Source organism: Vibrio sp. St2 (assembly GCF_947311885.1).
Taxonomy (GTDB): domain Bacteria; phylum Pseudomonadota; class Gammaproteobacteria; order Enterobacterales; family Vibrionaceae; genus Vibrio; species Vibrio coralliilyticus.
Genome location: NZ_CAMZNA010000005.1, coordinates 1 through 25,572, shown reverse-complemented (window position 1 = coordinate 25,572; position 25,572 = coordinate 1). Strand labels below are relative to the sequence as shown.

The following is a 25,572-nucleotide window of genomic DNA, read 5'->3' as shown; positions in this document are numbered from 1 at the left end:
GAGCGACCTTTTTTTATGTCTATTTCAGAGTGTGGAAACCTGAATAGATGCGAGTAAAGGTCGTGAACCAGCAGGCTGTGCCAAACAGGTATGCAATGATGGCAAAGTGCTGCGGGAAAAGACAAAACGCAATGAAACACGCTATGGTTTCAGTGCCCTCAGTCAGCCCACTCATATAGTAAAGGGATTTGTTTTTATAAATAGGATTCTCAATTCCACGTTTCCCTGCCATGACGGCAAAAGCAAGAAAGCTGCAGCCAGTACCAATGAATGAGAAAATGAGAAAGGCGCCCGCAACTGCGTTTTGCTCTGGATTAGCAACCACAAAGCCAAATGGGATCAGAGAATAAAACAGGAAGTCGAGGCTGATATCGAGAAATCCACCTGCATCTGTGATGCCCTGACGCCGAGCTAACGCGCCATCCAAACCATCAAATACTCGGTTAATAACGATGAACACAAGTGCCAGTTCGTATTGCTCAAAGTACAGAGCAGGAAACGCCAGACACCCAAGAAGAAAACCACTTAGCGTCGTTTGGTTTGCGGTCACACCGAGTTTATCTAATCCGGCGGCTGTAATAGCCAAAGGGGAGCGAATGACTTTGATACTGAACCGATCAAGCATGATGAGTCTCCCACGGCCAACTTAATACCCGTCCATTCTCAGGAACATCATCCCTGTCATGCGTGACCATCAGAGTAGGAATATTGGCTTCTGCCAGTTGAGCGATGACCCAGTCACGAAACTGTGTTCTAAGTTCTTTATCCAGTTTGCTAAATGGTTCATCTAACAGCGCCAGTTTAGGCTTAGCTAACAGCATTCTGAGCAAGCTGACACGAGCACGTTGGCCGCCGGAGATCTGGTCAGGAAATGAATCTGCGAGTTGTGATAGCTCAACCTTGTTCAATGCAACCATGGCTTGGTGGCGTCTTTCATCGCCTTTGATTGAGTTAGGAAGGGCAAAAGCGAGGTTCTGCCACACGTTTAGGTGTGGAAATAGCAAATCATCCTGAAACAGAATTCCAACTTGTCGCTGATGAGGTTCAAGTTCAGCCAAGTTAATGCCATTCAGTAGCACGCGCCCGGAATGGACAAACTCGCTACTCATATGTCCTGCAATCAAGCTTAACAAGGTTGATTTTCCGCATCCACTGGGGCCCATTAGACAAACAACTTCCTGTGCTGAAACGGATATATTCAAATCAGAAAAGAGGGCTTCACCGCTGGTTTTATGGATGGCGAGGCTTTCTAGAGACAGCGTCATGCGTAAGGGCATCCTTGTTCGTTTGTTTTTGATAATCAGGTTGTCGCAATGCGAATCTGCCAATAAGGATGGCAGAGACAAAGAAAACAAATGGCAAGATGGCTTGCCAAATCGCGTAGATGGCAGTAACGCGTCGATCGAAGCCACTTGAAAGAGCTACGGCTTCCGTGGTCACGGTTGCAATCCTGCCCCCACCGAGCATGAGAGTCGGTAGATATTGCGCCAAGCTCACACTGGCTCCGACAGCCCAAGCGTACAAGATGGCTGGTAGCAGCAACTTAACCTTAATATGAAAAAAGACAAAAAGAGGCGTTTTGCCAAGGCTTAATGCCGCTCGAGTATAGTTGTTGTCATAGCTTCGCCATGGGCCATCGAGTGCTAAGTACACAAGTGGGAAAGCAAAGAATACGTGTGACCAGATGACCCAGGTGTAATAGGCATCACCAGACAAGTAGAGCGTGGTTATCTGGATACCAAACAAGATAGAAAGCTGCGGGATAAGCATAGGTAAAGCAATGACATAACCCGGTAAGTGCAAGCGAAAACGGATACGGCTTTCCTGAGCCACCACGCCCAATAGCAAAGCAAAACAAGCGGTAACGGCGGCAATGATCAAACTTTGGTTAATCGTCGGCAATATATTGAGCCACTCATTGCTCGAAAAGCGGTCACTATATCGCGTTGGGAGAAGGTCCGGAAAGCGCCATCGATGAGCGAAGCTCCAGATCAACATCAGTGGAAACATAATGCCGGCTAAAATGGCCGAAAAGGTAAATAACGTTTTCCCGGGAAGGCTAAACCCTCTTCGACCTGAGTATTGCCACTGACCAAACTGACCAACGAAAAGTTTTTCGACCAGCACGATTAAGACTAAAAGCAAACTGGCTAACACAAATAGCATGACCGCGCCTGATGCCGCACGAGGTATCAGTGATAAGTCAGGGTCGTTAAACCACTGCCATACTAATACGGCCAAAGTAGGTGGATTAGTTGGGCCCAAGATCAAACTCAAGTCGACCACGGAAACGCCATAAGCCATCACGGCAAACAAAGCGAAGCGCATTCTTACCAACCAAAGAGGGAAGACCGACTTCCACCACATTTGTGCGGGTGAATACCCCAAAGAGGTGCTGACTTGATACAGCTTATCGATTTTAATCTGCTGCAAAACGGGAATGCTCATGAGCAGCAAAAATGGCACTTCTTTAAATGAAAGTGCCATGGCTAACCCCAGCGCATAAGGGTCATGCACTAACCAAGTTGCTTCATGTGTGTCTACGTCAATACCTAAGGTTTGAGCCAACATACGTGCAACCATACCTGTAGGAGCGAACAGAAAAGCAAATCCAATCGCGAAAGCGACGTGCGGCATTGCTAGCAAGGGGGAAAGCAGTGCTTCAACTTTTCGCCAATGGCGGTCTAACCAAAGGCTTTGAAGAATCGCAAAGCAGATTAAACAAGAAAGATAAGTACTGGCTATGGAGCTGAATAAAGTGAGCCCAATGGAGTGCTCAATCCCCGGCCATTCGAAAAACTGCTGATAGCTGCTGAGTGAGAAATCGAACAGGCCGACAGGAGGAACGTAGCCAAATGATGAGAGCAATACACCAACTAATCCGGGGATTGTTGGCGCAATGCAAAGCAAAATTAATACTATGTACGCAGCTCTTAACATCTGGCTCTCGTAACCTAATGATTGTTCTTAATTACCGTAGCGTTTTTGCCATTCTGTTTCCAGAGCAGCCTGCCAGCTAGGATGTGGTTCGGCAACGGATTTAAACAAGGTCGTTTTCTTTGCACTTCCTGTCAGGTATTGATTTTGAAGTACGGATGGGTCGCCCCAGATAGACAAATCGCCTTTGCGTGATTGAGCTTCAGGGCTCAATAGGAAGTTAATCGCGACTAATGCACCTTCTGTCGCGTTCGCATTCCATGGAATCGCTAGGAAATGAATGTTCGACAAAGCGCCGCCATCCATTGCGTAAACAGTGGTAGTCTCAGCCAGATTACCGTTCGCTTGTGCTGAATAAACTGAGTTTGGATTAAATGTGATGGCTAAGTCCAATTGCCCATCGTCAAGCAATTGCACTGTTTCAGCAGAGCTTGCTGGGAATTGCTTGCCTTGGCGCCATGCGACTTTGTGAAATTCGTCTAGGTATTTCCACAAAGGCGCAGTGACGGCATTGAAATCCACTTGTTCAACGGGTTTGGCTAAAGACGGATCATTAGCGGTCAGTTCAATTAATACGGCTTTAAGAAAGCTGGTGCCATGGAATGCGGGTGGGCGAGGGTAGCTCAATTTGTTCGGAAATGCTTTAGCATAGCTGAGCATTTCAGCATACGATGCTGGAGGGTTGTTGAGCGTCATTTTATCGTGAATGAATACTAACTGGCCTACCCCCCAAGGTGCTTCTAATCCTTCGGTAGGCTCTGAGAAATCACTATCAACGGGTAAGGATTTATCGACTTGTTGCCAACTTGGTAAACGTTCGACGAAAGGACCGAAAAGCAATTGGTTGTTCTTCATTGATTTGAAGTTCTCACCATTGATCCAAACCATATCGACACTGCCGCCAGTATTCTTTCCGGCCGCTTTCTCTGCAATCAAGCGAGTGGTGGTTTCGGCGATATCAGTGACTTTGACATGTTTTAGTGTCACGCCATATTGTGATTGCAACTGTTTATCCGCCCAGCGCAGATAGTTGTTGATTTCTTGACTGCCACCCCAAGCATGGAAGTATACGGTTTGTCCTTTTGCTTTCTCTGTTACTTGCTGCCAATTGTCTTGTGCTGTTACTCCAACAGACAGAAGTACAGTGGAGATGAGAGTGATCAGCCTTTTCATGGTTGTCCTTACCCTTTGAATGAATCTATAAGTTTTGTGATAGACCGTGCTATCCATGTTTTTCATTCATTATGACTGAAAAAATTTAATTTTTTTATGTATTTGAAGGAATTGTATGCGGGTTGTATGAGATTTGTTCTCTTTTTCTACGGGCAACAAAAAAGCAGCCATTTGGTGGCTGCTTTGGTTTATTCTTGCGGGTGATTAGTTTTTCCAATCACTTAGCTTGAAAGTCAGAGTATGAAGGTCATTTTTTAGTACCATGCCTTCGTTAGTCAGGGACATGTCGCTCCATTCAGCGAGCGTTTTTGAGAATGACTGCTCTAAATCCATCGCGTCACCCATACACATTTTCATCGTCATGCCCATTTTCTCGATACGGAACTGATTATCTTTGAGCTCAGCCTGACCGAAGAAGTTGTTACAACCTGCGTTACCGTTGGCCATCATGTTCTCACCCAATTCTAGGCGAGGTCGTTTTTGGTGACCTTCCGCTTTTACTTCTTTTCCATCAATACTAACCAGTTCCCAATTATGATGCTGAAGATCTTGAACTGTTATTTGCTTCACATCGCCTCCATTGCTCGCGCAAGCCGTCATAACAAACGGTAGGGTGACAGCTGCAAGTAATGTTTTTGGACTAAACTTCATAGTAATGAACTCCGAAATATAGAAACGTTAACCGACACTTTGTCGACTTTAATGGCACAAAGTATAGGTTATAAAACACTGTTTTTGTCAGGTTAAGGTCATAGTTTGTTTACAGTCACATAATGAAAGTTATTGAATTTTATTTAATTATAGATGCAATAAAGTAGTAATAGGTGCTTAAAGCGTAGCTGAGAAAACTATGAAGAGGCACAGATGGAGCAGCTAGAATTTTTTGTCGTCCCGAGCCCGTGTGTAGGCGTATGCACAGTAGATGAAAAAGGCTACTGTAAGGGCTGTATGCGCAAGCGTGAAGAACGCTTCAATTGGCTGACTTTTACCCCTGCGGAGCAATTGCACATTATTAAACTTTGTCGGCAGCGTTATCGTCGAAAAATGCTAGGCTCTAGAATAGAGCAGCAAGCGGAATCTGATCCGAAAAGTCCTCAGCAAGATCTCTTTTAACTGCTCAATAAACAGGAAAGCGAGAAGTGTTCCCTCTCGCTTATAGTCCTAACCTTACGGGTTACTTTAATCCCCACTTGTCACTTACCCACCCCCCGACATGATCGTCGAAGTGGTTGCCACTAAAGCGATAATTTTTTTCTTCATGCAGCTCAGACTCAGATTTGGAGTCTAATAGTTGTTGGATATAGTTGGCCATAGGATCACCGCAGCTCAGCCGCTCTTGCCGGGTGGCGACTTCTTTTATTAATTGCAGACGGTAGGAATTGCTTGCGCGCTTCATTGGGTGATCCTCCTTGGTTATGACACTAATATGAAAAGTTAGAAGGCGATTGGATAAGCGTCAATGCAAGATCACAGTTTTAAAGATTATATATCTTTTATTTGTTGGATGAATGGCCGACTTTAGGTGAATTATTTTGATAATCGATAGGCACTTAGCGGTTTTTATCCATTTTATGACTCAATATCGGTGTCATAAAAACTTCATTTATTCGTGCTATGTCCATTATGCAACTAGAGTGTTATCAAGTTGATGGGCGAGATTACGTGGGCAGATGTTTCAATGAATTAGACCCCGCATTGCGAGGTCTAAGGAGTCGTTACCCTGCTGAAGGGGAGGTTACTGTTTAGCTTGGCAGGTTTGTTGAGTCACTATTTCGTCAACCATTAATTGACCGCGGCTGTTACGCATCTTCAATCGATAGCTCAACCCGACATCCAAATTGTTTTTGGTATCGGGATTCGTACAGTAACTGTTGATGCTGTGGCGAAGCACTTGCTGGATGGGTTTAGCACCTCTAGCATCTTGATTGTATACCATCATAATTTCTATCATGGTGCCTTTCGCAGTGGCTCTCATAATAGAAAGCGGGCCAGCTTCCATTGGCAGTTCTGAGGCCAGCAGACTGGCTCGGTTGCTTGCGAGCAGCTCCAGTTCTCTTTGCTTGTCTCCTTCCGGTGACGCACATCCTGCCAAAAGAACGGCAGAAAGCACACCTAACGCAATCTTCATTCTCATCTTAAAATACTTTCTTGAAAGGTTTGACGATCACTTTCTCGTAGACACCTGCTTCGATATACGGATCCGCATCAGCCCAGTTTTGAGCTTGTTCAAGAGAATCAAACTCAGCAATAACGGTAGAGCCTGTAAAACCCGCTTCGCCAGGATTGTCCGAATCAATAGCTGGCATTGGGCCTGCGGTAAGCAGTCGGCCTTCGTTTTGAAGTGTTTGAAGGCGCTCTAGATGAGCAGGGCGCGCACTTAAACGTTTTTCCAGTGAGTTTTCAACGTCTTGAGAGAAAATTACATACCACATGTATTGATGTCCTTATAATGAATAAGCGACAGCGCAGCCGCTTATTGTGTGATTAGCCTAACTCTACAGAATGTAACAGCTTTTTAAAGACTTTCTGACAGCAAAGTGTGAGATTAGTTTTGTTTGATTGGGCGAGGTTTCCCCTCAGTGTCGATGGCTACATAGTTGAACGTCGCATCACACACCATGAAGCGATCTTCTATCCCATGCTCTTTGACAGGTTTTACCCAAACTTCAAGATCAATACTCATCGATGTGCGGCCAATCTTGGTACATTCACCGTAGCAGCAGACAACATCGCCAACCTTAACTGGCTTTTTGAACGTAATACTTGAAACAGACACAGTGACAATCCGTCCACCCGATATTTCTTTTGCCAGAATGCCACCTGCTAAATCGAGCTGTGACATGATCCAGCCACCAAATATATCACCATTTGCATTGGTGTCTGCAGGCATGGCAAGGGTGCGTAAAAGCATTTGTCCACGAGGGGAAGTGATTTCATTACTCATTTTGACATCCATAAAACTAAACAGCGGCCAATTCGGCCGCTGTAATACCCCAATGGGGAAAAATTAGTGTGGATTATATCAAAAACGCTTGGTTAGTCACCAGAGTCGGCTTCGGGCTTGTCTTTTGGCAGATGTTTGTAGATGTAGATACCGGTCAGCAAAGTAAAACCAAATGTTGCTGCAAGTAGACCAAAGACTTTGAAATTGACCCACACATCAAGTGGTAGCTCAAACGCAACATACACATTGAGTCCTGCACAGATAGAAAAGAATACAACCCACGCCCAAGTGACCTTCGCCCATACTGGATCGGGTAGGCTAATCTCTTTGCCAAGCACGCCTTTTATGGCGGATTTGCCAATGGCGTGGCTGACGGCAAGGCCGATTGCGAAGACCATATATACGATGGTAACTTTCCACTTAATGAAATTGTCATCGTGTAGGAATATGGTTAGGCCACCAAAAAAAGCCACCATCAAAAAGGTGACAAGCTGCATTTTTTCAACTTTTTTGTATAGGGCGTAGGTAACGATTATTTGGATTGCTGTCGCTACGATGAGAGCGCCTGTAGCCACGTAAATGTCGTGCATTTTATACAGGACAAAAAAGATAATGAGTGGAATAAAATCAATCAGTTGTTTCATTGTAAGGTCTATCGATTCCGAAGTTGCCTTCAGTCTAACCAAATCTGAGCAATTCACAAAGGCTTAAGCAGTACTCGCTTTAACAGTCCAAGGCCAGCAATATATTGCTGGCCTTGGACTGTAGGCTAAGAGTGCATTTCGAGGCGTCGAATCAAGGGTTTGATGTCTTCTAAGTAGCCTTCGTTTTTCAGGTTGGTGACGGCAACTTCGAGTTCTTCATTAGTCATGGCAAAACAGCTGGATTTGCCGGTCATGTAATTGAGATAATCATGGTACTCGTGTTCGGTAAAATGACCTATGCGATCGACTAATAAGCTCTTAATGCCATGATGGATAAGGCGATAATAAGTATGACGATGAATTTCCATAAGCTGCCTCTCTTATCTATGCCAGCCTGACAACATTCTCAGGCTGAGAAAGTAGCGAAGACAAAACATCGCCACTTTTTCATTCATAGTTCTCTAGAAGCATAATGAATGCCACAACCAACTTGAATGAGGTTGTAGCCAACTTTCGTCATGTATATTAAACAGTTAGTGAATCAAATCTCGGTGTCAAATTTCAAACACAAGTATAACGTCATAAAGAAAGATAACCGTTTTATTTACTCACGACTGAGCGATACGCAAATTGCGAGTCGTTTTGAAACTACGAAAATGTTATTGCATCGTAGTAGGCAAAGCCGATATCAGTATCTGATTGAGCGCTTGCTTTGACGTTGGTTTGGATAAACGCCCGTCCATAAGTTCGCTGATTCTTTTCAGTTCTTTTTCTCCCGATTCACCTGATAGAGCAATGATTGGGAGAGATGGGTGTGAACGCTTTATTAGAGTAGCGGCTTCAAATCCATCCATTACCGGCATTTGTATATCCATAAAGACGAGATCAATTGGGTTATTCTGAATCGTCTCAACTGCGATTTTTCCGTTATTTGCCAGTAGGACGTTGTAACCCAGCTGCTCAAGGTAAAGCTTAGCGAGTGAAAGCTGAACTCGTTTGTCGTCTACGACAAGGATTAGAGGTTTATCTGGGTTAGTTGTTGGTGTTAATTCTGAAGTAGGGGGGAGTGTTGGCAAAGTACCTACATTGCCTGAGGTCACAACCGATTCATTGATTTGACAATTTTCCACTTTATCTGAAGTAACAGGAAAATTCAGATAGAACGTTGTATATTCACCAATTTTCGAGTCGCATCGAATAGAGCCGCCAAAGGCTTTCATTACTCTCTTACAGTATCCCAACCCTAGACCACTGCCGCCACTCTTATTGTGGCTGAAAAAATCGTCGAATATTTGAGATACGTATGTTTCAGGAATTCCGGGGCCGCTATCAGAAAATACAACCTGGTTTTGGTCGCTACCTTTTAGTGTTCGTATTGTTATTGCACTGTTCGGGTAGGAGTCAAAATAATATATCGCATTTCTTAGCAAATTGAAGAGAACGAAGTTAAATAAGGTTTCGTTTAATTTTACGATAAAATCTTGCTCAATATCTAAGTGAACTCTTTGACGCGTAGAATCGTCATCAAACCCATACTGATTCACTGCTGTAACTATCACCGATGACATAGATGAAGGGGCCACTGGCTCTTGAGCGAGTGATGCATTCCCCACCTCTCGCATTATGATGTCAATGAGTTGGTGGCCGCGTTTTATAGCCTGTTTTCCTTTGTTCACATGCGTCACAAGCTCTTCAGGCGGTCGGTTGTTATTAATTCCTGATCCTAAGTGTTCAAATTGAAACTGGACTTGTGCAAAAGGGTTACGCATTTCATGAGCAATCGAGCTGGCTAAAGCTTGTGACTGACGAATCTCACGCTCATAGTTAATATGCACTTGGACTTTTTGAAACACTCGCTCTAATGCTGATAGTTCTTCAAAAGAAAAATACACACCTTCGCTCTTAGAACTAGAAACTAAAACATGTGAAAGATTATTTTTACTTTCATATATAGGCAGAACAAGGGCTGATTGCGTTTTGTTCATGTTGTTATGAATGAGACTTAACGTGTGATTTCCGGATTGCGATAACGACTCTTCAATTTCTTCGATGACGAGTGCGGTGCTGTGATTTTTAAAATAGGCGCGGTATAAGTTTGCGCCTTGGTAGTCATCAAGTAAGCGAAGTTTATCTTTAGGAACTCCTAAATAATTGGCAAGACTTTCCATAGCTTGAGCGGGTGAGCGCTGAAATTCTTCTTCTAATCTAAAAATACGCTCTACAGGACATAGTGAGTCACCATATAGGATTAGGCTGACGCCTTTTTGTATCGTTTTGTAGAGTGTTTGCCAGGTCATACCAACGAGTAAGGCCAGTAGTAATACGTCGGTCAATGTCATTTCAATAAACGGGAAAGGTATTGAAATTAGGCTAGCGTAAATGAGAGTTGTTATTAGAACGCTCAGAGTAACGAAGCAAATGTATCTTGGACTATAGAATCTAGAAGTAAGCAATGCATAACCCATAAACAGCATTTCGCTAAGTGACAACGCTGGTGGTAGCCAAGTCATTGAGAAATCTTCGAAGAAATAAGTTACGCCAACTTGAATAATAGCTGTCGAACACATGAAGATTGTGATGCCTAATATCATGTAGTTGATACGAGTTCGGCGAATAGGACTGTTACTATTTTTAAGCGAAAGTAAGTTGGCAAATGTCAGGACAATTAGCGTGGTAAAACCAAGAAAAAAGTACTTAGTATAAGGGCCGAATTCCAGTTGAAAGTCACTTGGGGCAGTGATCTCTATATTTTTTACCGTCCAGTCTGGAAGTAAATTGCAGGCAACACCAAAAATAGAAATAGCCGAAACTAATACTGTTTGCCAATGGGGTACCGATCGGCCTGTGTAATGTTTATGTAGCTTTGCAATAAAGCAATATGCGGAAGCAAATGCAAGCAAAGTGGCTAAGTTGGCAATGATAGCCATCTTAACAGCCACTTCATTACTAAAGTGTAGAAGCAAGCCAGTATGGAAATAGCTATTGCTAAGAATCCATATGAAAACACCAATTGTGTAGCAAACGTAGTAGCTATATTGCCGCAAGCTGAATGTTCCATGGCGTTTTGCAAGCGCTGTACAAAAGTAGACAGCCCAAATCAATACGAGTAGAGCGGTTGAAACTAAAACGACCGCCTTGGTATACATAAGTTGACTCAATAAATAACTGAACATGATGTTCTGCTTTCACCAGTTTTTGACGTTGCTATCGTTGGCCCGAGTTTCGTTTTTAGTCTCCGTCAATATTCATTTGGGTCTTAGTAACTAACATTACAGTTAAAAAGTCTCAGACAGCCAATGACGATGGAACCAGCAGGTCAACGTTGGTAATCTTATGTACATGACAAAATAAATTATGCAACTGGTTTTTTATTCGTGTCTGACCCCAATCCCACTTTTCAACATTAACAGCTTCTTATAAGAAGAGTGTTTGAGCGGATTGTGACCGAAGACGACTAAGTTAGGTTTATTTTTTTAAGCATCAAATATGATTAAAAAGTGGAAAAATACGTTGCTCTTTTCTTTATCACTTTCCGTTATTTCGATTTTTAATAATTGTTATTCTGTTGCCACTATATAGGCTCGACTAGTGAGTATTCATTGACAAAACTGATGTTAATATTTTATCGAGTGCTTGTTTGGTCGTAGGTTTTGAAAGCCGCCCATCCATTAGCTCACTGATCATGTTTAATTCTTTTTCTCCAGCCTCTCCAGATAACGCGATAATGGGTATAGTTGGATGATATCGTTTTATGATGCTTGCTGCTTCAAAGCCATTCATTATGGGCATTTGTATATCCATAAAAACCAGATCAATTGGGTTACTGCGAATGATCTCAATGGCTACTTTGCCATTGTTGGCTAGGACTACGTCGTAACCCAACTGAGCAAGATATAACTTGACTAGAGAACGTTGAATTTCTTTGTCATCGACAACCAAAATTAGATGTTTTTCAGATCTTTCTGAGGATTGTGTCACGTTAACAACTAAATCGTTTGTTGGCTTTTGAATAGCTGTTTTTGCAATTTTAGGGGTACCAATGTTTACCTCGTGCTGTGATGCACATGTGATTATTGGGAATGATAGATGAAACTCGGTGTATTCCCCTTCCTGAGACTCACAGTGAATTGAACCTCCGAATGCTTTCATCACCCTTTGGCAATAACCTAACCCTAAACCACTTCCGCCACTCTTATTGTGACTAAAAAAGTCGTCAAAGATTCTGACTAGATAGTCTTGAGGGATACCAGGGCCAGTATCTGAAAAAATTACTCGATTTTCACAATTTCCTTTTTCTGTTCGGATGTAAATTGTGCTGTCAGGATAAGAATCGAAATAGTAGATCGCATTGCGCAGTAGATTGAACAAGACAAAATTAAAAAGAGTTTCGTTAAGATTAACGACAAAGTCCTGACTGATATCCAAGCGAACCCTCTGACGCATCGATTCATTATCAAAACTATATTGAGTTACCGCTTTTTGAATCGCTACAGAGATAGATGTTGGTATCGCGGGTTCCTGATCAAGAGATGAGCTATTTACCTCTCGTAGGATAATATCAATGAGCTGACTACCGCGATTAATTGCCTGTTTGCCTTTATCTACGTGTATGGTGAGATTATTATACGGCTGATGGCTTTCAATTTTCTGTCCTAAGTTTTCAAACTCAAACTGAACTTGGGCGAGAGGATTACGCATCTCATGAGCGATCGAATTTGCCAGTGCTTGTGACTGACGTACTTTTTGTTCATAAGAGATATGGAGTTGAACCTTCCGAAGCACACGCTCTAACGCAGATAGTTCTTCAAAGGAGAAATAGACACCTTCTGGTTTAGAGCTTGATACCAACACATGAGAGAGCTGTTTGTCACTATCGTAGATGGGTAGAACAAGAGAGGATTGTGTTTCCTTCATATTACGACGTATGACGTGGAGTTCACTGTCTTTGGTTTGTGAAAGTTTTTCTTCTACTTCATCAATCACCAATGGAGTATTTTGCTCCTCAAAATAACGTTGATAGGCGTTCGCACCTTGATAGTTGTCTAACAAGCGAAGTTTTCCTTTGGGAACTCCTAGGTATTCCGCGAGCTTTTTCATTGCTTGGGTTGGCGATTGATGAAAATCTTCTTCTAGAAGCGCTATTTTTTCGACTGGAGATAGTGACTCGCCGTAAAACAACCTACAGTTTATTCCTCTTACCGTTTTATAAAGCTTTGGCCAAGATACTCCGATTATTAGAGCGATTATTGCGATCTCTGAGATATTTGCATCCTCAAATGAATAGAATGAGGAAATAAAACCGGCATAAATAAATGCGGTTATCGTCACACTGACTAAGATGTAACTAATGTATCTTGGACTATAAAATCTAGACGTTAATATGGCATACCCCATAAACAGAACTTCTCGTACAGATAGCGCAGGAGGTAGCCAGGTCAATGAGAAATTGTCAAAAAATAGAGTAAATCCAAGTTGTATAATCGCAGTTGAAAACATAAATATGGTCATACCCAAAATCATGTAATTGATACGAGTTCTGCGAATTATATTTGGGTTGTTTCTAAGACATATTAAGTTAACTAGTGTGAGAACAACCAAAATAGCAAGCCCTAAAAAAAATGGCTTGGTGTATGAACCAAAATCCAGTTCAAAGTCACTTGGGCCTGCAATGCTTATTCCTCGTACAGTCAAGCCGGGTATCAAGTTACAAGAGACAGCAAATATAATTGTTATGACGACAATTGTGCTTTGCCAGCGAGCAATAGATTGTTGAGTATAGAAATTATACAACTTAGCTGAAAATAAATACGCAGAAGCGAAAGCAATGAGTGCAGACAAGTTGGCAATAATAGCTATGTTTACGGCAACGTGACCGCCGAACTCTTTGAGAAAGTCTGTATGAAAATAACTGTTACTCAGTATCCAAACAAACAACCCTGCCATATAGTATATGTAATAGGAATATAGCCGTATGCTGGCTTTTCCATAGCGCTTGATAAGAGCTGAACAGAAGTATACAGCCCATAGTAACAAGGTTAGTGCTGCAATAATCAGGATTATAGCTTTAGGGTATAAAACCTGGCTCAATAGATAAGTGAACATAATGTTATAATTTCACCAATTTCTGACGTCGTTTTATTTAATTAAATCGAGTAATGCCTAACTACATTAATTTATATATTTCACACTTCATTCAAACATGTAATTGATTTAAGCCATCTCTAGTTTGATTTATTATATTCAGGTGCTATATTAATGGGCATTGTATATAATTTATTGTTTTTTACTCTGACTATTAGCTATCCCATAATTTACTGATGCATTTAACATCAAGATACGTTTGTTATTGTACTCTGTTAAAAGTACGTTAGCCTTGATTATCTAACAAATTTACTTATGCAACTAATTTTTTATTTAGCTTTAGTCTCATTTTTAGATTGAAGTTCCAATGCGTTGCTGTTTCATTTGAGCTCTAGAAGTAATCATAACTTTATCCCCTAACAATAAACTCTCTTAAACGAAGAGAGAAGAAACACTTGAACTTTCTACTGTTCTTGTTCTGTTTGTAGGTGGCCTATTTCTAAGGGTAAGCAGAAGTTGTGTTTGGGTTTGTGCTCGCCTGATGATGAGCATAGAGAAGGAGGATATGTTGAAGATATCTCCAAAAGCATACCAGTTTGCATAAGTTGTTCTGTCATACTGTAAGTCGATATTTTGCTTTAGGATTCTGACTTAGTTAACAGACTGAATTCACTATCATGTTAAGCGTAAGAAAATTTTTTGCCAATAAATTCAGACTCTAATACTGATGGTTCTGATTTTTATGAATTAATTATCTGAAAAATAAAGATTTTTTGAACTAACCGCTTAGTCGGCATGTTTGTTTTAGGTCATATATCTATTTGTTTTTAATGATTAATTTGCCTTCAATTAATAAAAAAGTTGGCGAAAATCAGAAGGTTGGCATACACTTTCCCAAGTAAAGCCGATATGTTGTTGATTGGCTGGGCAAAATGCTTTGGCGCTGCCAATTCGGCAGCATTGTTTAACACAGCTTTGAGGAAAGTTTTATGGCGCTCACAAAGGCCGATTTGGCTGAAAACCTGTTTGAGAAGCTCGGATACAGTAAACGGGATGCCAAGGAAACGGTTGAGGCGTTTTTCGAAGAAATTCGTAAGGCACTAGAGAGTGGCGAACAGGTAAAACTGTCTGGATTTGGTAACTTTGATCTTCGAGAAAAAAACGAACGTCCAGGTCGAAACCCAAAGACGGGTGAAGACATTCCAATCAGTGCTCGTCGCGTTGTCACCTTCCGCCCGGGGCAGAAACTAAAAGCCCGTGTAGAAAATGCCAAGGTAGAAGGCTAACAAGCACGCGTTTGTCAGTTGAAACCGATAGAATTCTAGAAGACGAATTTGTCTATAATTCGTCTTCTAGTTATTTCTGAAAAATACCCAAGTTAAAAGCTTGGGTATTTTTTGTTGTTTAGTCTCGCTTCCACAGAACGTGGCAGAACTTATGTTCTGGATCTCGGCTTACCAGTAGGCGGGCGAACACTTCATCCAAGACATCATTCTCTTCGTTGACTAGACCAATGCGGACTTCGGCGTAGGTTTCTTTGTCAACTTCAAAACCTACATGACCAGCCCAATCATCGCCAGTTTCAACCAGCTCAGCAGCACCACGGTCGTCAAATTGAGCGGTGAATATAATAACGTCTGCGGCTTCAAGATTATCTGGAGCCATCTCTAGAAAGATGTCATAGGCCGTTTCAATGGCGTCATCATAGGAGATCAGTTCGGACATAATTACGCTCGGCTCATGTATTTACGTTCAGTGGTATTGATAACAATACGGTCACCTGTTGCAATGTACTCAGGAACTTGAACTGTCAAACCTGTCGCGAAACGTGCAGGCTTCGTGCGCGCCGAAGCTGAAGCACCTTTTATTGATGGGTCAGTTTCTTCTATTACAAGCTCAACAGAAGCTGGAAGCTCTAGTCCTACTGCATTGCCATCCACGACAATCACATGTAAGCCTTGAATTTCTTCTGTAACAAACTGCAGCTCGTCTTCAATTTCTTCTTTCTTGAAGGTGTATTGAGTGTAATCTTCGTTATCCATGAAAATGTACTCGTCACCATCCACGTAAGAGAAAGCAACAGCACGTTTAAACATATCTACCGTTTCAACTACGTCGTCTGATTTAAAGCGCTCATCGACACGTCCGCCTGTCGCAAGATCAGTACAACGAAGTTTGTAGATTTTTGCGCCGCCGCGACCACCCGGAGTGGTGACTTCGATATCTTTAATCAGAAGTGTTTTGCCACTAGATTCGATAGCAAAACCTTTTTTAAGCTCACTTGCCCTTGGCATAAAAGTGTTTCCTTAGTGTGAGATGGAATCGTCGTATTATATACATAGTGCTTAAGGGAAGGAATATCTTGATTCGTGTCTGCGTGTGGGCGAACATTAAAGAATCGAAAGCCTAAAAATTATTGTTATCAACTAAATGCATCTTTCTGTTATTGACCCTAAGCAACCTTTTCAGGAAAGGTATCAGCCTGCCATTAACGATCTTATCGCTTTTCTAAAGGGAGGGTTGGGTGACAATCTACACAGTGTCTATCTGTACGGCAGTGTCGCTCGTAAGAGGGCAAAGCCTAATCGTTCTAACTTAGACGTATTGGTTGTTACGCATGACAGCTTTAGTGATGTCAGAACCACCTTGTTCAACTCTATTAAATGGCGTTTTCAGAAGTCCTATCCATTCTTAACAGATGTGTCGCTAAAGAATACGCTTGTGAAAGAGGTGGCGAGCTTGGACAGCATTTTTTCTTGGGGATTTCAGCTTCGTCATTGCTCTGTGTGTATTTACGGTGAAGACCTTTCTGAGTGTTTTGGCGACTATGAGCCAAGCTGGGAAATCGCCAAACATTGGAATATGGATGTTGAAGATTGGGTCGCAGTGTACCGCAATCGTATTGCACGCTCTGCGACGCCAGAGGAACAGTCAAAAGCACAGATAGTTATTGCCAAGAAGCTGCTGCGTGCGAGCTATTCGCTAGTGATGTACAAAGATAAAAATTGGTTCGATGATCCTATTGAATGTGGGCAGAACTTTCTTCGCTACTATCCTGATAAACAGGTCGAAATTGAACGGTTAGGGATTTTGCTCACAGGACGAGTGATAGCAAAACGATCCGTCGTTGGCATTCTTGATGGTTTCGGTGAGTGGCTAGCTAAACAGTACAAGAAAACCGAATTTAAGATAGGTTAAGATATTGATTATGCGGCAATAAAAGCTAAAACGTCTATTATTGCCGCTCAATTTCTCACTTTAGGTATGCGGCTGATTACTTATACGAGTTGGTTTCTACCGTAGAAGCATCAAAAACATTGACATATCGTGTGTACATCTTGGTACTAAGGCTAGCCTCCGATTGCGTACTGGCAGTCATACTTAGTTTCTCATTCTGTTTATCGTGTGTCAGATAATGGTCGAGGTGAGCACTTTTTAAGTTATCTTGGTTAGCTTTTTCTTCCCAACTCCATTTTTGGGTGAGGCTAAAGTTGCATGATTGAGCTTGAGTTAGGTCGGTACTGTCTAAGCAATATTCTGTATTGTATGCACTAATGTAATGACCATCTTGACTGTAGATGAAAGCTTGTTGGTTATCGTATTCATCACACTCTTTAGCGGATATCTGCTGTTGAGTATCGATAGCCAGACATTTGTTCTTGAATCCGCCAAGTTGCAGATTCACTGGTCTGCCTCCAGTGAACACAGGGTGGTCCCAATCAACGACAAAATTAATGTTCTTATTGACGCTATTGACTTGGTGATCGTCGTCTTTAGCGTAGTAGGTTCGTACTCCGAAGAACGGCGTCACGTTCGTCATATACCTAAATCCAGTGATGTCGACAGTGGAGTCAATATCAAATTTGGTGTTGCCCGTTGCATCAGGGGCTGCAGAGTATATGACTTCCATTTTTGGTAGGAAGCTTGCGTGCCCCATTTTGTTGATACGACTTTCATCTACAGGCAGTGTGATTCCCGCCGTATAGCCATGAATTGTGGTGACCATAACTGATTCTGCGGTTGGGTATTGCTCCCTTGCCCACTCGAAACCTACATGCTGAGGGCCATTTGAATGGCGATCGACTCGATAGTCATTGGTTTCAAAGGATAGCCATTTTGATTCTGTCCAGTTTGCCGAAGCTTCAAGTTTGCCTTTTGCGCCGTCACTACTTGCTTCACCTCCCGTGACCACACCGAATGAAAAGGTTGAAATCTCACGGTTAGTGTAGTTCTTGTTTAAATTGCTTTTAGGCACGGTACGCAGGATACGAGCTTTTTCATTTGAAGCATTGAAATTGAAGTCATAGCTTTGCGCGAGAGCTGTGGTCACCATCTCATGCTCGTCGCCGCCTTCAGGCCATGGTATACCGCGTGTATGAAGCAGAATGTTATCGAAGTTTTGGTTCAGTTGAATACCTGCACCGGTCGTTGAATCGTCAATTGCAATTCTCACTATTTTGGCATCAGGCGTTGCGCTTCCTTGGGTTCCAAATGGCAATGAACGTTGCAGCGTCACCTGATAAATTAAAGAAATATGGGCATTGTCACACATGCCTGTACTTTTAACGGGGCCTTGGTAAGTATTCCAGGTAGGATTGCATGCTGCATCACTGATGGTACGTTTCGCCTCGATATAGAAAGCGACCCTAGGTATGCTGTTGTCCACCTCTGCAAGAGGGGAGATGCTTTTCTTTACTCGGCGTGATTTAGGTTTGTATTCAAGACGTTTAAGGTTGGTGTCATCAGAGCTCTCTAACTGACTAAACAGGAGTTTACCTTTGTGCTCACTAATGATTACCATATCTCCGAGAGTCAATAATCCCAAGCTTCTACGGAGCTTGGCTCGAGCAATGTTTTTTTCAGTTTCATGTTCTATATTACTAAAGTCGATCAAATAGCGCTTGTTCTCCACCAAAACCTGAGTTTTTACTTGGGATAATGTTGGTGATGTGCTGTTTCCGTTGACGAGATTCTCAGCATTGATGTAATTCACCGCACTTGAATCTTGTAAGGCACTGAGAATATTAATGGCTGCTCCAGCAGGCTCGTCAAATTCTGATGCCCAAATGTTGGCACTCAAAACGCTTGATACGGCTATTAGAAGCAGGTTGAACTTTCTTTTCATACTATCTCTCTTGTCATTTGATGACATAAACCTGAACGCTGGCAGTCTGGACACCAATCAAGTTGCTAACGGGAATAGTCAAGATTTGTGTGATTCGCTAGGTTTGGTCAAAATAAAGAATTAAGCAGCACCGAATGTTCAAATGGTGGCTGCATGTCGTTAATAGTACAAATGGGGTTAAAAATGAGTTAAAAATCGCAAGCAAAGATGCATGTTATATGATCAAGTATTTGATTCTGAACAAGTGTCTCATACCATTGGCGGTTAACTCATAGGTGAGCGCATTACTTTCAGTATGAGCAGTAGAGCGCACATCGATACGTAAAAATGGAGTGTATTCATCTCGAATAACAGCGCCCGTCAAAAGTACTTTGTAGGTAGTTCAACCTAGGCCTTGAGAAACAGTCCGCATTTGGCCGTTATGAGGAAATAATGATAGATGCAAAATAGTTTGTTCAGTTTAGAACAAACCGAGTTGAGGCTCACTGAGCGTTGAAAAATCGATGCCAATAAATGGCAAGATAGCTTCTGCAACAGGCTGAAGCTGTTTATCAATGTAGTGCTGATAATCAATGTTGCTTTTAAGGTATTCTTTGGGTTCAGGGCCAGAAATCGTAATCAGGTATTCAATTCGTCCTTTGTTTTGGTATTGCAAAGGGCGGCCTAGCTGAGCATTGATTTCATCCGCTAACCGAGCCGCACGCACCTGTGGCGGAATATTTTTCTGGTATTCGTGTAGCTTCCGGCGTAGCCTTTTTTGGTAAACGAGTTCATCATCAAATTCGCCCACCATGGTTCTTTCGACAAAATCCCGAACGTAGTCAGAGGGATCTTCACCATGGAAAACCAGTGAATACAGACCTTGCTGAAAGCGCTGAGCAAGCGGAGTCCAGTCGGTGCGAGCACTTTCCAATCCCTTAAAGACTATTTTTTCCCTGTCACCTTCACCAATCAAGCCAGCGTAACGTTTTTTGGAGCCAGTTTCTTGACCACGGATAGTTGGCATCAGAAACTTTTTATAGTGGGTTTCGTACTCCAGTTCGAGGATAGAGGTAAGGCCGTATTCTTGTTTGAGATGGGTCGTCCACCACGAATTGATATGTTCGACAAGCTGATGGCCAATCTCATCGGCTTGCTCTTGAGAAAATTGCCCGTTCAAAGAAACAAACGTGGAATCTGTATCCCCATAAATCACTTGATAGCCTTGCTCTTCGATGAGTACTTTCGTCTGCTTCATGATTTCGTGACCACGCATAGTGATACTTGATGCCAAGCGAGTATCAAAGAAGCGACAGCCAGAAGAGCCCAGTACGCCGTAGAAGGAGTTCATAATGATTTTGATCGCCTGTGAGAACGCCTTTTCGTTGTTTTTCTTGGCGATATCACGCGCCGCCCACAGGTTTTCGATCATCTCGGGCAAAAAGTGTTTACTACGATGAAATTGACCGCCACGAAATCCTTCAACAGCTTGGTTTTCCTGTTTACCCACGTCCAATTTCAACCCTTCGATCAAACCCATTGGGTCAATTAGGAATGAACGGATAATGGAAGGGTATAGGCTCTTAAAATCCAGAACTAACACCGAATCATACAGGTTTGGGATGGAGTCCATTACATAGCCCCCTGGGCTAGCCAACCAGTTTTCAGAATGTAGGTTAGGGGCAATGTACCCAGCACGATGGATTTGTGGCAGGTAAAGATTGGTAAATGCCGCGACCGAGCCGCCGACACGGTCCAGTTCAACACCAGTCAATTTAGAGCGTTCGATGGCAAACTCAAGCAAGTGGGTGTGGGCAAAAATCTTGTTGACTAGAACACAATCTTGCAGGTTGTACTTTGCAAGTGAGGGTTTGTCCTTTTTGAACATGTAATTGATTTCGTCCATTCGATCATGAACGTTGTGGATTTGCTTACCCTCACCGAGTAACTCCTGAGAAACCGATTCTAGCGACCAGCTTCGAAAGTGATAAGTGGCGGTTTTTAGCGTATCGATACCATCTAAAACCACGCGACCTGGCATTGATATGAATGCTTGTTGAGTGTTACTTGAGGTGCGAAAAAAACTTGCCTGATTCGCACGTCCAATCGCTAATCTGACTTTATTCCACTCGGCACGTTTATGTAGCAGCCTAAAGTCAAAATCAATCACGTTCCAGCCTACGATGACATCGGGATCAAATTGCTGAAACCACGTGATCAGCGATAACAATAAGTGTTTCTCATCTTGAACCCACTCAATCTCGGTTTCAGCAGCTTGCGGCTCTCCAATCATTATGACGCGGCTGTCCATAGGGCTATCGAGTCCTATAGAGTAAAGAACGCCTTTCTCTGAACATTCGATATCGAGTGAGACAACCTTTAACTGAGGAGTATAGTGACCCTGACGGCATTTGACGCTTGAAAAGCGAGTGTAGTCTTTCCTGCGTTGGGGGTGACCGGCAAATTCGACACTGCCTTGAACAAAACGCTCCATTAAATATCGATCGGCAAGGCGTATATCGTCTTCGAGTACAAGAATGTCGTGATGTTTGAATTTCTGACTTAGTCGTTGTCCGTCTTTAACGGTTAAGCAGTAACAAGCCGCAAGTTTTACATCATCAAAGCTATGCAGCGCTATAGGTTTTATCTCAGCCTGAATCGATAACTCTTTAATTAGAGTTTGGCATTGCTTGATATCGTCTTGAGGAATAAAGAAGACGGGTTTCTCTCCCGGTATAACAAGCTGTACAGGCCCATTATCAGTAGATAACCATAAATCGATCTGAGTTTGACCAGAAACATCTCTGGCGTGACGGGTAAGTAGGAAGCCTTGTTGGACGGACATTTGTACTGCTCTATATAAAACCAAACAATGGATGAGGTTTAGTATCATTAGCTTAGCATAAACGGTTGTATAAATATCCAGTAAATGAAATGCATGAAGCTCAGACAAAGATTATGTTTGTCTGGTGACTAGCAGCAATAAAGTAGGCCAACCTACTGATTAATAGGTCAATTGTGTATTAAGCAGCAGATATGAAAATAAGTACTTGCTAAAGTTTGCGTTTGAGCACATATTCAGAGTAAGTAAAAAGCATAATTTAAGTTAAAATAGGCTGCCATGCTGTTATCCACTACAAATAGTGGGTGCAGAGCCAATCAAGAAGTGTGGAGATACAAGTTTGATAAGTGTTTTCCTTGTAGATGATCACGAGCTGGTTCGCACAGGGATACGACGTATTATTGAAGACGTCCGTGGAATGAACGTAGCAGGGGAAGCTGAAAGCGGTGAAGACGCAGCGAAATGGTGTCGTAGCAATCATGCCGATGTCATTTTGATGGATATGAATATGCCGGGTATTGGTGGCTTAGAAGCAACCAAGAAAATCTTGCGGTTCAATCCTGATGTGAAAATCATCGTTTTAACTGTTCATACGGAAAATCCGTTTCCAACTAAAGTGATGCAAGCAGGTGCCGCAGGTTACCTGACTAAAGGTGCGGGGCCAGATGAAATGGTCAACGCAATTCGTGTTGTAAATAGCGGCCAACGTTATATTTCTCCTGAAATTGCTCAGCAGATGGCGCTTAGCCAATTCTCTCCAGCATCGGAAAACCCTTTTGCCGATCTTTCTGAGCGTGAGTTGCAGATCATGATGATGATCACCAAGGGGCAGAAAGTAACCGATATTTCAGAGCAGCTGAATTTGAGCCCGAAAACCGTCAACAGCTACCGCTACCGTTTGTTCAATAAACTGGATATCAGTGGTGATGTAGAGTTGACGCATCTAGCCATCCGCCATGGAATGTTAGACACCGAGACATTGTAGTGACCGCCACATTCGACTCGGCTTCCTTTCTAAAAACCGTTACTAATCAGCCCGGCGTGTACAGAATGTATAACGCCGAGGCTGTTGTCATTTATGTAGGTAAAGCCAAAGACCTCAAAAAGCGCCTTTCTAGTTACTTCCGTAAGAAAGTAGACAGCGAAAAAACACGAGCTTTAGTCAGTAACATTGACAAGATTGATGTCACGGTAACGCACACCGAAACCGAAGCCCTGATACTTGAACACAATTACATTAAGCAGTATTTACCCAAATACAATGTATTACTGCGTGATGACAAGTCATACCCTTACATTTTTGTCAGCGGCCATAAGCACCCGAGGCTATCGATGCACCGCGGTGCAAAAAAGCGCAAAGGAGAATACTTTGGGCCTTACCCTGACTCGGGAGCTGTGCGGGAAACGCTACACCTAATTCAAAAAATTTTCCCGGTTCGACAATGTGAAGATACGGTTTACAGTAATCGAACTCGACCTTGCCTGATGTACCAAATTGGCCGATGTGCGGGGCCATGTGTTAGCAGTATTATCTCCGATGAAGATTATGCAGAGCTGGTGGGCTTTGTTCGTTTGTTCCTGCAAGGAAAAGATCAGCAGGTTCTAACAACATTGGTTGAAAAAATGGAGCAGGCCAGTAAAAGTCTTAAGTTTGAAGACGCGGCGAAGTTCAGGGACCAAATTCAAGCGATACGCCGTGTTCAGGAACAGCAGTTTGTTTCTGAGGACTCCCAAGATGATATGGACGTCCTAGGTTTTGCTCAAGAAAATGGCATTGCCTGTATCCATATTCTGATGATTCGCCAAGGTAAGATTTTAGGCAGTCGTAGCCACTTTCCTAAGATTCCAAATGATACGACTCAGGAAGAAGTGTTTTATAGTTTTTTGAGCCAGTATTACCTGAGCCACAACGAAGCACGAACTATCCCGACACGAATTATCCTTAACTCCGGCCTGATGGAAGAATCGCAGCCGTTGCAAGAAGCCTTAGGTGAGATCGCTGGGCGTAAAGTCCATTTTCATGTTAATCCGACGGGAACTCGTGGGCGCTACCTTAAGCTGTCGAATACCAACGCACTGACAGCCATTACTACCAAAATCAACCACAAGATGACGATATCCCAACGCTTTAAAGAGCTACGGGAAGTCTTAGGTATGGACAACATCGCTCGTATGGAATGCTTCGATATATCGCATACGATGGGCGAAAGTACGATTGCTTCTTGCGTTGTATTTAATCAAGAAGGCCCAGTGAAGCAGGAATACCGTCGTTACAATATTACTGGAATTACCGGTGGTGATGATTACGCCGCGATGGGACAAGCGCTTGAGCGGCGTTACTCTAAGCAGTTAGATGTAGAAAAAATCCCAGATATTGTGTTTATTGATGGTGGTAAAGGGCAGCTTAACCGAGCATTTGAAATCATTTCACAGTACTGGGGAGATTGGCCTAAACGGCCACGTTTGATTGGTATTGCGAAAGGAGTGACGCGTAAACCAGGATTGGAAACTTTGATTACCACAGACGGTGAAGAGTTTAACCTGCCTAGTGATGCGCCAGCTCTACATTTGATGCAACATATCCGTGATGAAAGCCATAACCATGCCATTGCAGGGCATCGGGCCAAACGTGGAAAAACAAGAAGAACCAGTGCCTTAGAGGGCATTGAAGGGGTGGGGCCGAAACGTCGTCAGGCATTGCTCAAATACATGGGGGGATTGCAGGAACTTCAACGTGCCAGCGTTGAAGAAATCGCCAAAGTCCCTGGGATTAGTGTTTCTTTGGCAGAAAACATTTATCAAGCATTGAAACAATAGGAAAAATCCCGCACCATAAGAGCCCTGTTTTTAAGCAGTGAACAGAGCAATACGCAAACGATAAGAGCCTCAATAAATATGCGTTTAAATATCCCTAACATTTTATCTTTGTTACGACTTTTCCTTATTCCAGTATTTGTCGTGGTTTTTTATCTTCCTTACAGCTGGGCACCATTTGCAGCGGCAATGGTGTTCTGGGTTGCAGGGTTCACGGACTGGCTAGATGGAATGTTAGCGCGAAAGTTGGGGCAAACCTCCCGTTTTGGTGCTTTTATCGATCCTGTTGCTGATAAAGTCCTCGTCGCGACCGCTCTTATCCTTGTCACTGAACACTACCACTCTATTTGGGTCACAATTCCTGCCGTGACTATGATTGCTCGAGAAATCATTATTTCTGCATTGCGTGAGTGGATGGCAGAAATTGGTAAACGTGCCAGTGTGGCAGTTTCATGGGTAGGTAAAGTAAAAACGCTTAGCCAAATGTTTGCTTTATGGGTGCTTATCTGGCGTTATGATGACTGGATGATTTGGTTAGGTTACGCCGCGCTTTATGTTGCTACCGTATTGACCTATTGGTCTATGGCACAGTATTTAATGGCAGCCAAAGACGATCTTCTCAGTGAAGAGCATCATTAAAGAAAACGGGCAATAGCCCGTTTTTTTATACCTCTCATCTACTTTGTTTAAGTTAACTTGGTCAAAATCAAAAGAATTTTGAGAGTAAATTAATCAAATTAGAAGCTTTTGACTGTTAATTAGACAAACGATTCAAAAAATTAAAAATAGTGTTGACTCATTAGTTCGAATCCGTAGAATGCATCCCGTACCCAAGAGGAACGCAGCGAAATAAGCGAGACGATTGGTGTTACGAAGGCGCGTTGGCAGAGTGGCTATGCAGCGGATTGCAAATCCGTGGACCTCGGTTCGACTCCGGGACGCGCCTCCATTTGCGACACTAGCTCAGTTGGTAGAGCGCAACCTTGCCAAGGTTGAGGTCACGAGTTCGAACCTCGTGTGTCGCTCCAAATTT

The 25,572-nt window shown here is 42.8% G+C and carries 23 protein-coding genes and 2 tRNA genes; 8 read left to right on the top strand and 17 right to left on the bottom strand.

Going from position 1 to position 25,572, the window contains the following annotated elements:
- Positions 1-19 precede the first annotated feature (19 nt).
- The 5 genes from QMA41_RS15575 to QMA41_RS15555 all read right to left on the bottom strand — a co-directional run bounded on the left by QMA41_RS15575 (position 20) and on the right by QMA41_RS15555 (position 4,761).
- Positions 20-625 carry a CDP-alcohol phosphatidyltransferase family protein gene (locus QMA41_RS15575; RefSeq protein ID WP_019277062.1) on the bottom strand — a complete coding sequence of 202 codons (606 nt, stop codon included), beginning with the start codon at positions 623-625 and terminating at the stop codon, positions 20-22.
- Positions 618-1,265, bottom strand: a complete 648-nt coding sequence (locus tag QMA41_RS15570) for an ATP-binding cassette domain-containing protein (protein WP_006962744.1) — start codon at positions 1,263-1,265, stop codon at positions 618-620. Before QMA41_RS15570 ends, QMA41_RS15575 begins: the two co-directional genes overlap by 8 nt.
- On the bottom strand, positions 1,231-2,940 hold the full coding sequence (locus QMA41_RS15565; protein ID WP_281630106.1) for a thiamine ABC transporter permease: 1,710 nt from the start codon (positions 2,938-2,940) through the stop codon (positions 1,231-1,233). Before QMA41_RS15565 ends, QMA41_RS15570 begins: the two co-directional genes overlap by 35 nt.
- 27 nt (positions 2,941-2,967) lie before the next feature.
- A complete protein-coding gene (locus tag QMA41_RS15560) occupies positions 2,968-4,110 on the bottom strand; it encodes an ABC transporter substrate-binding protein (protein WP_172845793.1) in 1,143 nt (380 codons plus the stop codon).
- Positions 4,111-4,314: 204 nt separating this feature from the next.
- Complete coding sequence (locus QMA41_RS15555; RefSeq protein ID WP_019277059.1) at positions 4,315-4,761, bottom strand: META domain-containing protein; 447 nt, start codon at positions 4,759-4,761, stop codon at positions 4,315-4,317.
- A 213-nt stretch (positions 4,762-4,974) separates the two neighbouring features.
- Between QMA41_RS15555 and QMA41_RS15550 the strand changes: the two genes are divergently transcribed.
- The gene (locus QMA41_RS15550; protein ID WP_006962740.1) at positions 4,975-5,223 is read left to right on the top strand and encodes a DUF1289 domain-containing protein; all 249 of its coding nucleotides are present in this window, start codon (positions 4,975-4,977) and stop codon (positions 5,221-5,223) included.
- A gap of 61 nt (positions 5,224-5,284) precedes the next feature.
- Here QMA41_RS15550 and QMA41_RS15545 read toward each other — a convergent pair whose 3' ends face one another.
- The 8 genes from QMA41_RS15545 to QMA41_RS15510 all read right to left on the bottom strand — a co-directional run bounded on the left by QMA41_RS15545 (position 5,285) and on the right by QMA41_RS15510 (position 13,800).
- Positions 5,285-5,506 carry a hypothetical protein gene (locus tag QMA41_RS15545; protein ID WP_006962739.1) on the bottom strand — a complete coding sequence of 74 codons (222 nt, stop codon included), beginning with the start codon at positions 5,504-5,506 and terminating at the stop codon, positions 5,285-5,287.
- Positions 5,507-5,845: 339 nt separating this feature from the next.
- Positions 5,846-6,244 (bottom strand): GspS/AspS pilotin family protein, encoded by a 399-nt coding sequence (locus tag QMA41_RS15540; protein ID WP_281630105.1) that lies wholly within the window; start codon positions 6,242-6,244, stop codon positions 5,846-5,848.
- Between the two features lies 1 nt (position 6,245).
- The gene (locus QMA41_RS15535) at positions 6,246-6,542 is read right to left on the bottom strand and encodes a YciI family protein (protein ID WP_006962737.1); all 297 of its coding nucleotides are present in this window, start codon (positions 6,540-6,542) and stop codon (positions 6,246-6,248) included.
- A gap of 113 nt (positions 6,543-6,655) precedes the next feature.
- Complete coding sequence (yciA, locus tag QMA41_RS15530; RefSeq protein ID WP_006962736.1) at positions 6,656-7,054, bottom strand: acyl-CoA thioester hydrolase YciA; 399 nt, start codon at positions 7,052-7,054, stop codon at positions 6,656-6,658.
- 92 nt (positions 7,055-7,146) lie between these two features.
- Entirely contained in the window at positions 7,147-7,698 is a 552-nt protein-coding gene (locus tag QMA41_RS15525; protein WP_045984879.1) for a septation protein A, read from the bottom strand.
- 125 nt (positions 7,699-7,823) lie between these two features.
- Entirely contained in the window at positions 7,824-8,066 is a 243-nt protein-coding gene (locus QMA41_RS15520) for a hypothetical protein (RefSeq protein ID WP_006962734.1), read from the bottom strand.
- 291 nt (positions 8,067-8,357) lie between these two features.
- A complete protein-coding gene (locus tag QMA41_RS15515; protein ID WP_281630104.1) occupies positions 8,358-10,871 on the bottom strand; it encodes a response regulator in 2,514 nt (837 codons plus the stop codon).
- 412 nt (positions 10,872-11,283) lie between these two features.
- Positions 11,284-13,800, bottom strand: a complete 2,517-nt coding sequence (locus tag QMA41_RS15510) for a hybrid sensor histidine kinase/response regulator (protein ID WP_281630103.1) — start codon at positions 13,798-13,800, stop codon at positions 11,284-11,286.
- Positions 13,801-14,768: 968 nt separating this feature from the next.
- Between QMA41_RS15510 and ihfA the strand changes: the two genes are divergently transcribed.
- Entirely contained in the window at positions 14,769-15,065 is a 297-nt protein-coding gene (gene ihfA / locus QMA41_RS15505; protein ID WP_006962729.1) for an integration host factor subunit alpha, read from the top strand.
- Between the two features lie 118 nt (positions 15,066-15,183).
- Here the strand turns inward: ihfA and QMA41_RS15500 are convergent, their stop codons facing one another.
- Positions 15,184-15,504 (bottom strand): HI1450 family dsDNA-mimic protein, encoded by a 321-nt coding sequence (locus QMA41_RS15500; RefSeq protein WP_019277053.1) that lies wholly within the window; start codon positions 15,502-15,504, stop codon positions 15,184-15,186.
- Positions 15,505-15,506: 2 nt separating this feature from the next.
- On the bottom strand, positions 15,507-16,073 hold the full coding sequence (gene yeiP / locus QMA41_RS15495) for an elongation factor P-like protein YeiP (protein WP_006962727.1): 567 nt from the start codon (positions 16,071-16,073) through the stop codon (positions 15,507-15,509).
- A 136-nt stretch (positions 16,074-16,209) separates the two neighbouring features.
- On the opposite strand from yeiP, the gene QMA41_RS15490 reads away from it, so the two are divergent.
- Positions 16,210-16,977, top strand: coding sequence for a nucleotidyltransferase domain-containing protein (locus QMA41_RS15490; RefSeq protein WP_006962726.1), 768 nt, complete (start codon positions 16,210-16,212; stop codon positions 16,975-16,977).
- A gap of 76 nt (positions 16,978-17,053) precedes the next feature.
- Here QMA41_RS15490 and QMA41_RS15485 read toward each other — a convergent pair whose 3' ends face one another.
- Both QMA41_RS15485 and QMA41_RS15480 read right to left on the bottom strand, forming a co-directional pair.
- Positions 17,054-18,904, bottom strand: coding sequence for a leukocidin family pore-forming toxin (locus tag QMA41_RS15485; protein WP_281630102.1), 1,851 nt, complete (start codon positions 18,902-18,904; stop codon positions 17,054-17,056).
- Between the two features lie 460 nt (positions 18,905-19,364).
- The gene (locus QMA41_RS15480; protein ID WP_281630101.1) at positions 19,365-21,728 is read right to left on the bottom strand and encodes a DNA polymerase II; all 2,364 of its coding nucleotides are present in this window, start codon (positions 21,726-21,728) and stop codon (positions 19,365-19,367) included.
- A 337-nt stretch (positions 21,729-22,065) separates the two neighbouring features.
- Between QMA41_RS15480 and uvrY the strand changes: the two genes are divergently transcribed.
- The 5 genes from uvrY to QMA41_RS15455 all read left to right on the top strand — a co-directional run bounded on the left by uvrY (position 22,066) and on the right by QMA41_RS15455 (position 25,567).
- Positions 22,066-22,710 carry a UvrY/SirA/GacA family response regulator transcription factor gene (gene uvrY, locus QMA41_RS15475; protein ID WP_006962720.1) on the top strand — a complete coding sequence of 215 codons (645 nt, stop codon included), beginning with the start codon at positions 22,066-22,068 and terminating at the stop codon, positions 22,708-22,710.
- Positions 22,710-24,542: an excinuclease ABC subunit UvrC gene (uvrC, locus tag QMA41_RS15470; RefSeq protein ID WP_045984873.1), complete on the top strand. Its 1,833-nt coding sequence runs from the start codon at positions 22,710-22,712 to the stop codon at positions 24,540-24,542. The genes uvrY and uvrC overlap by 1 nt, the downstream gene beginning before the upstream one ends.
- Before the next feature lie 78 nt (positions 24,543-24,620).
- Positions 24,621-25,178 carry a CDP-diacylglycerol--glycerol-3-phosphate 3-phosphatidyltransferase gene (pgsA, locus tag QMA41_RS15465; RefSeq protein ID WP_006962717.1) on the top strand — a complete coding sequence of 186 codons (558 nt, stop codon included), beginning with the start codon at positions 24,621-24,623 and terminating at the stop codon, positions 25,176-25,178.
- 236 nt (positions 25,179-25,414) lie between these two features.
- Positions 25,415-25,488: transfer RNA gene (locus tag QMA41_RS15460), tRNA-Cys, on the top strand.
- A gap of 3 nt (positions 25,489-25,491) precedes the next feature.
- Positions 25,492-25,567: transfer RNA gene (locus tag QMA41_RS15455), tRNA-Gly, on the top strand.
- Positions 25,568-25,572: the final 5 nt, after the last annotated feature.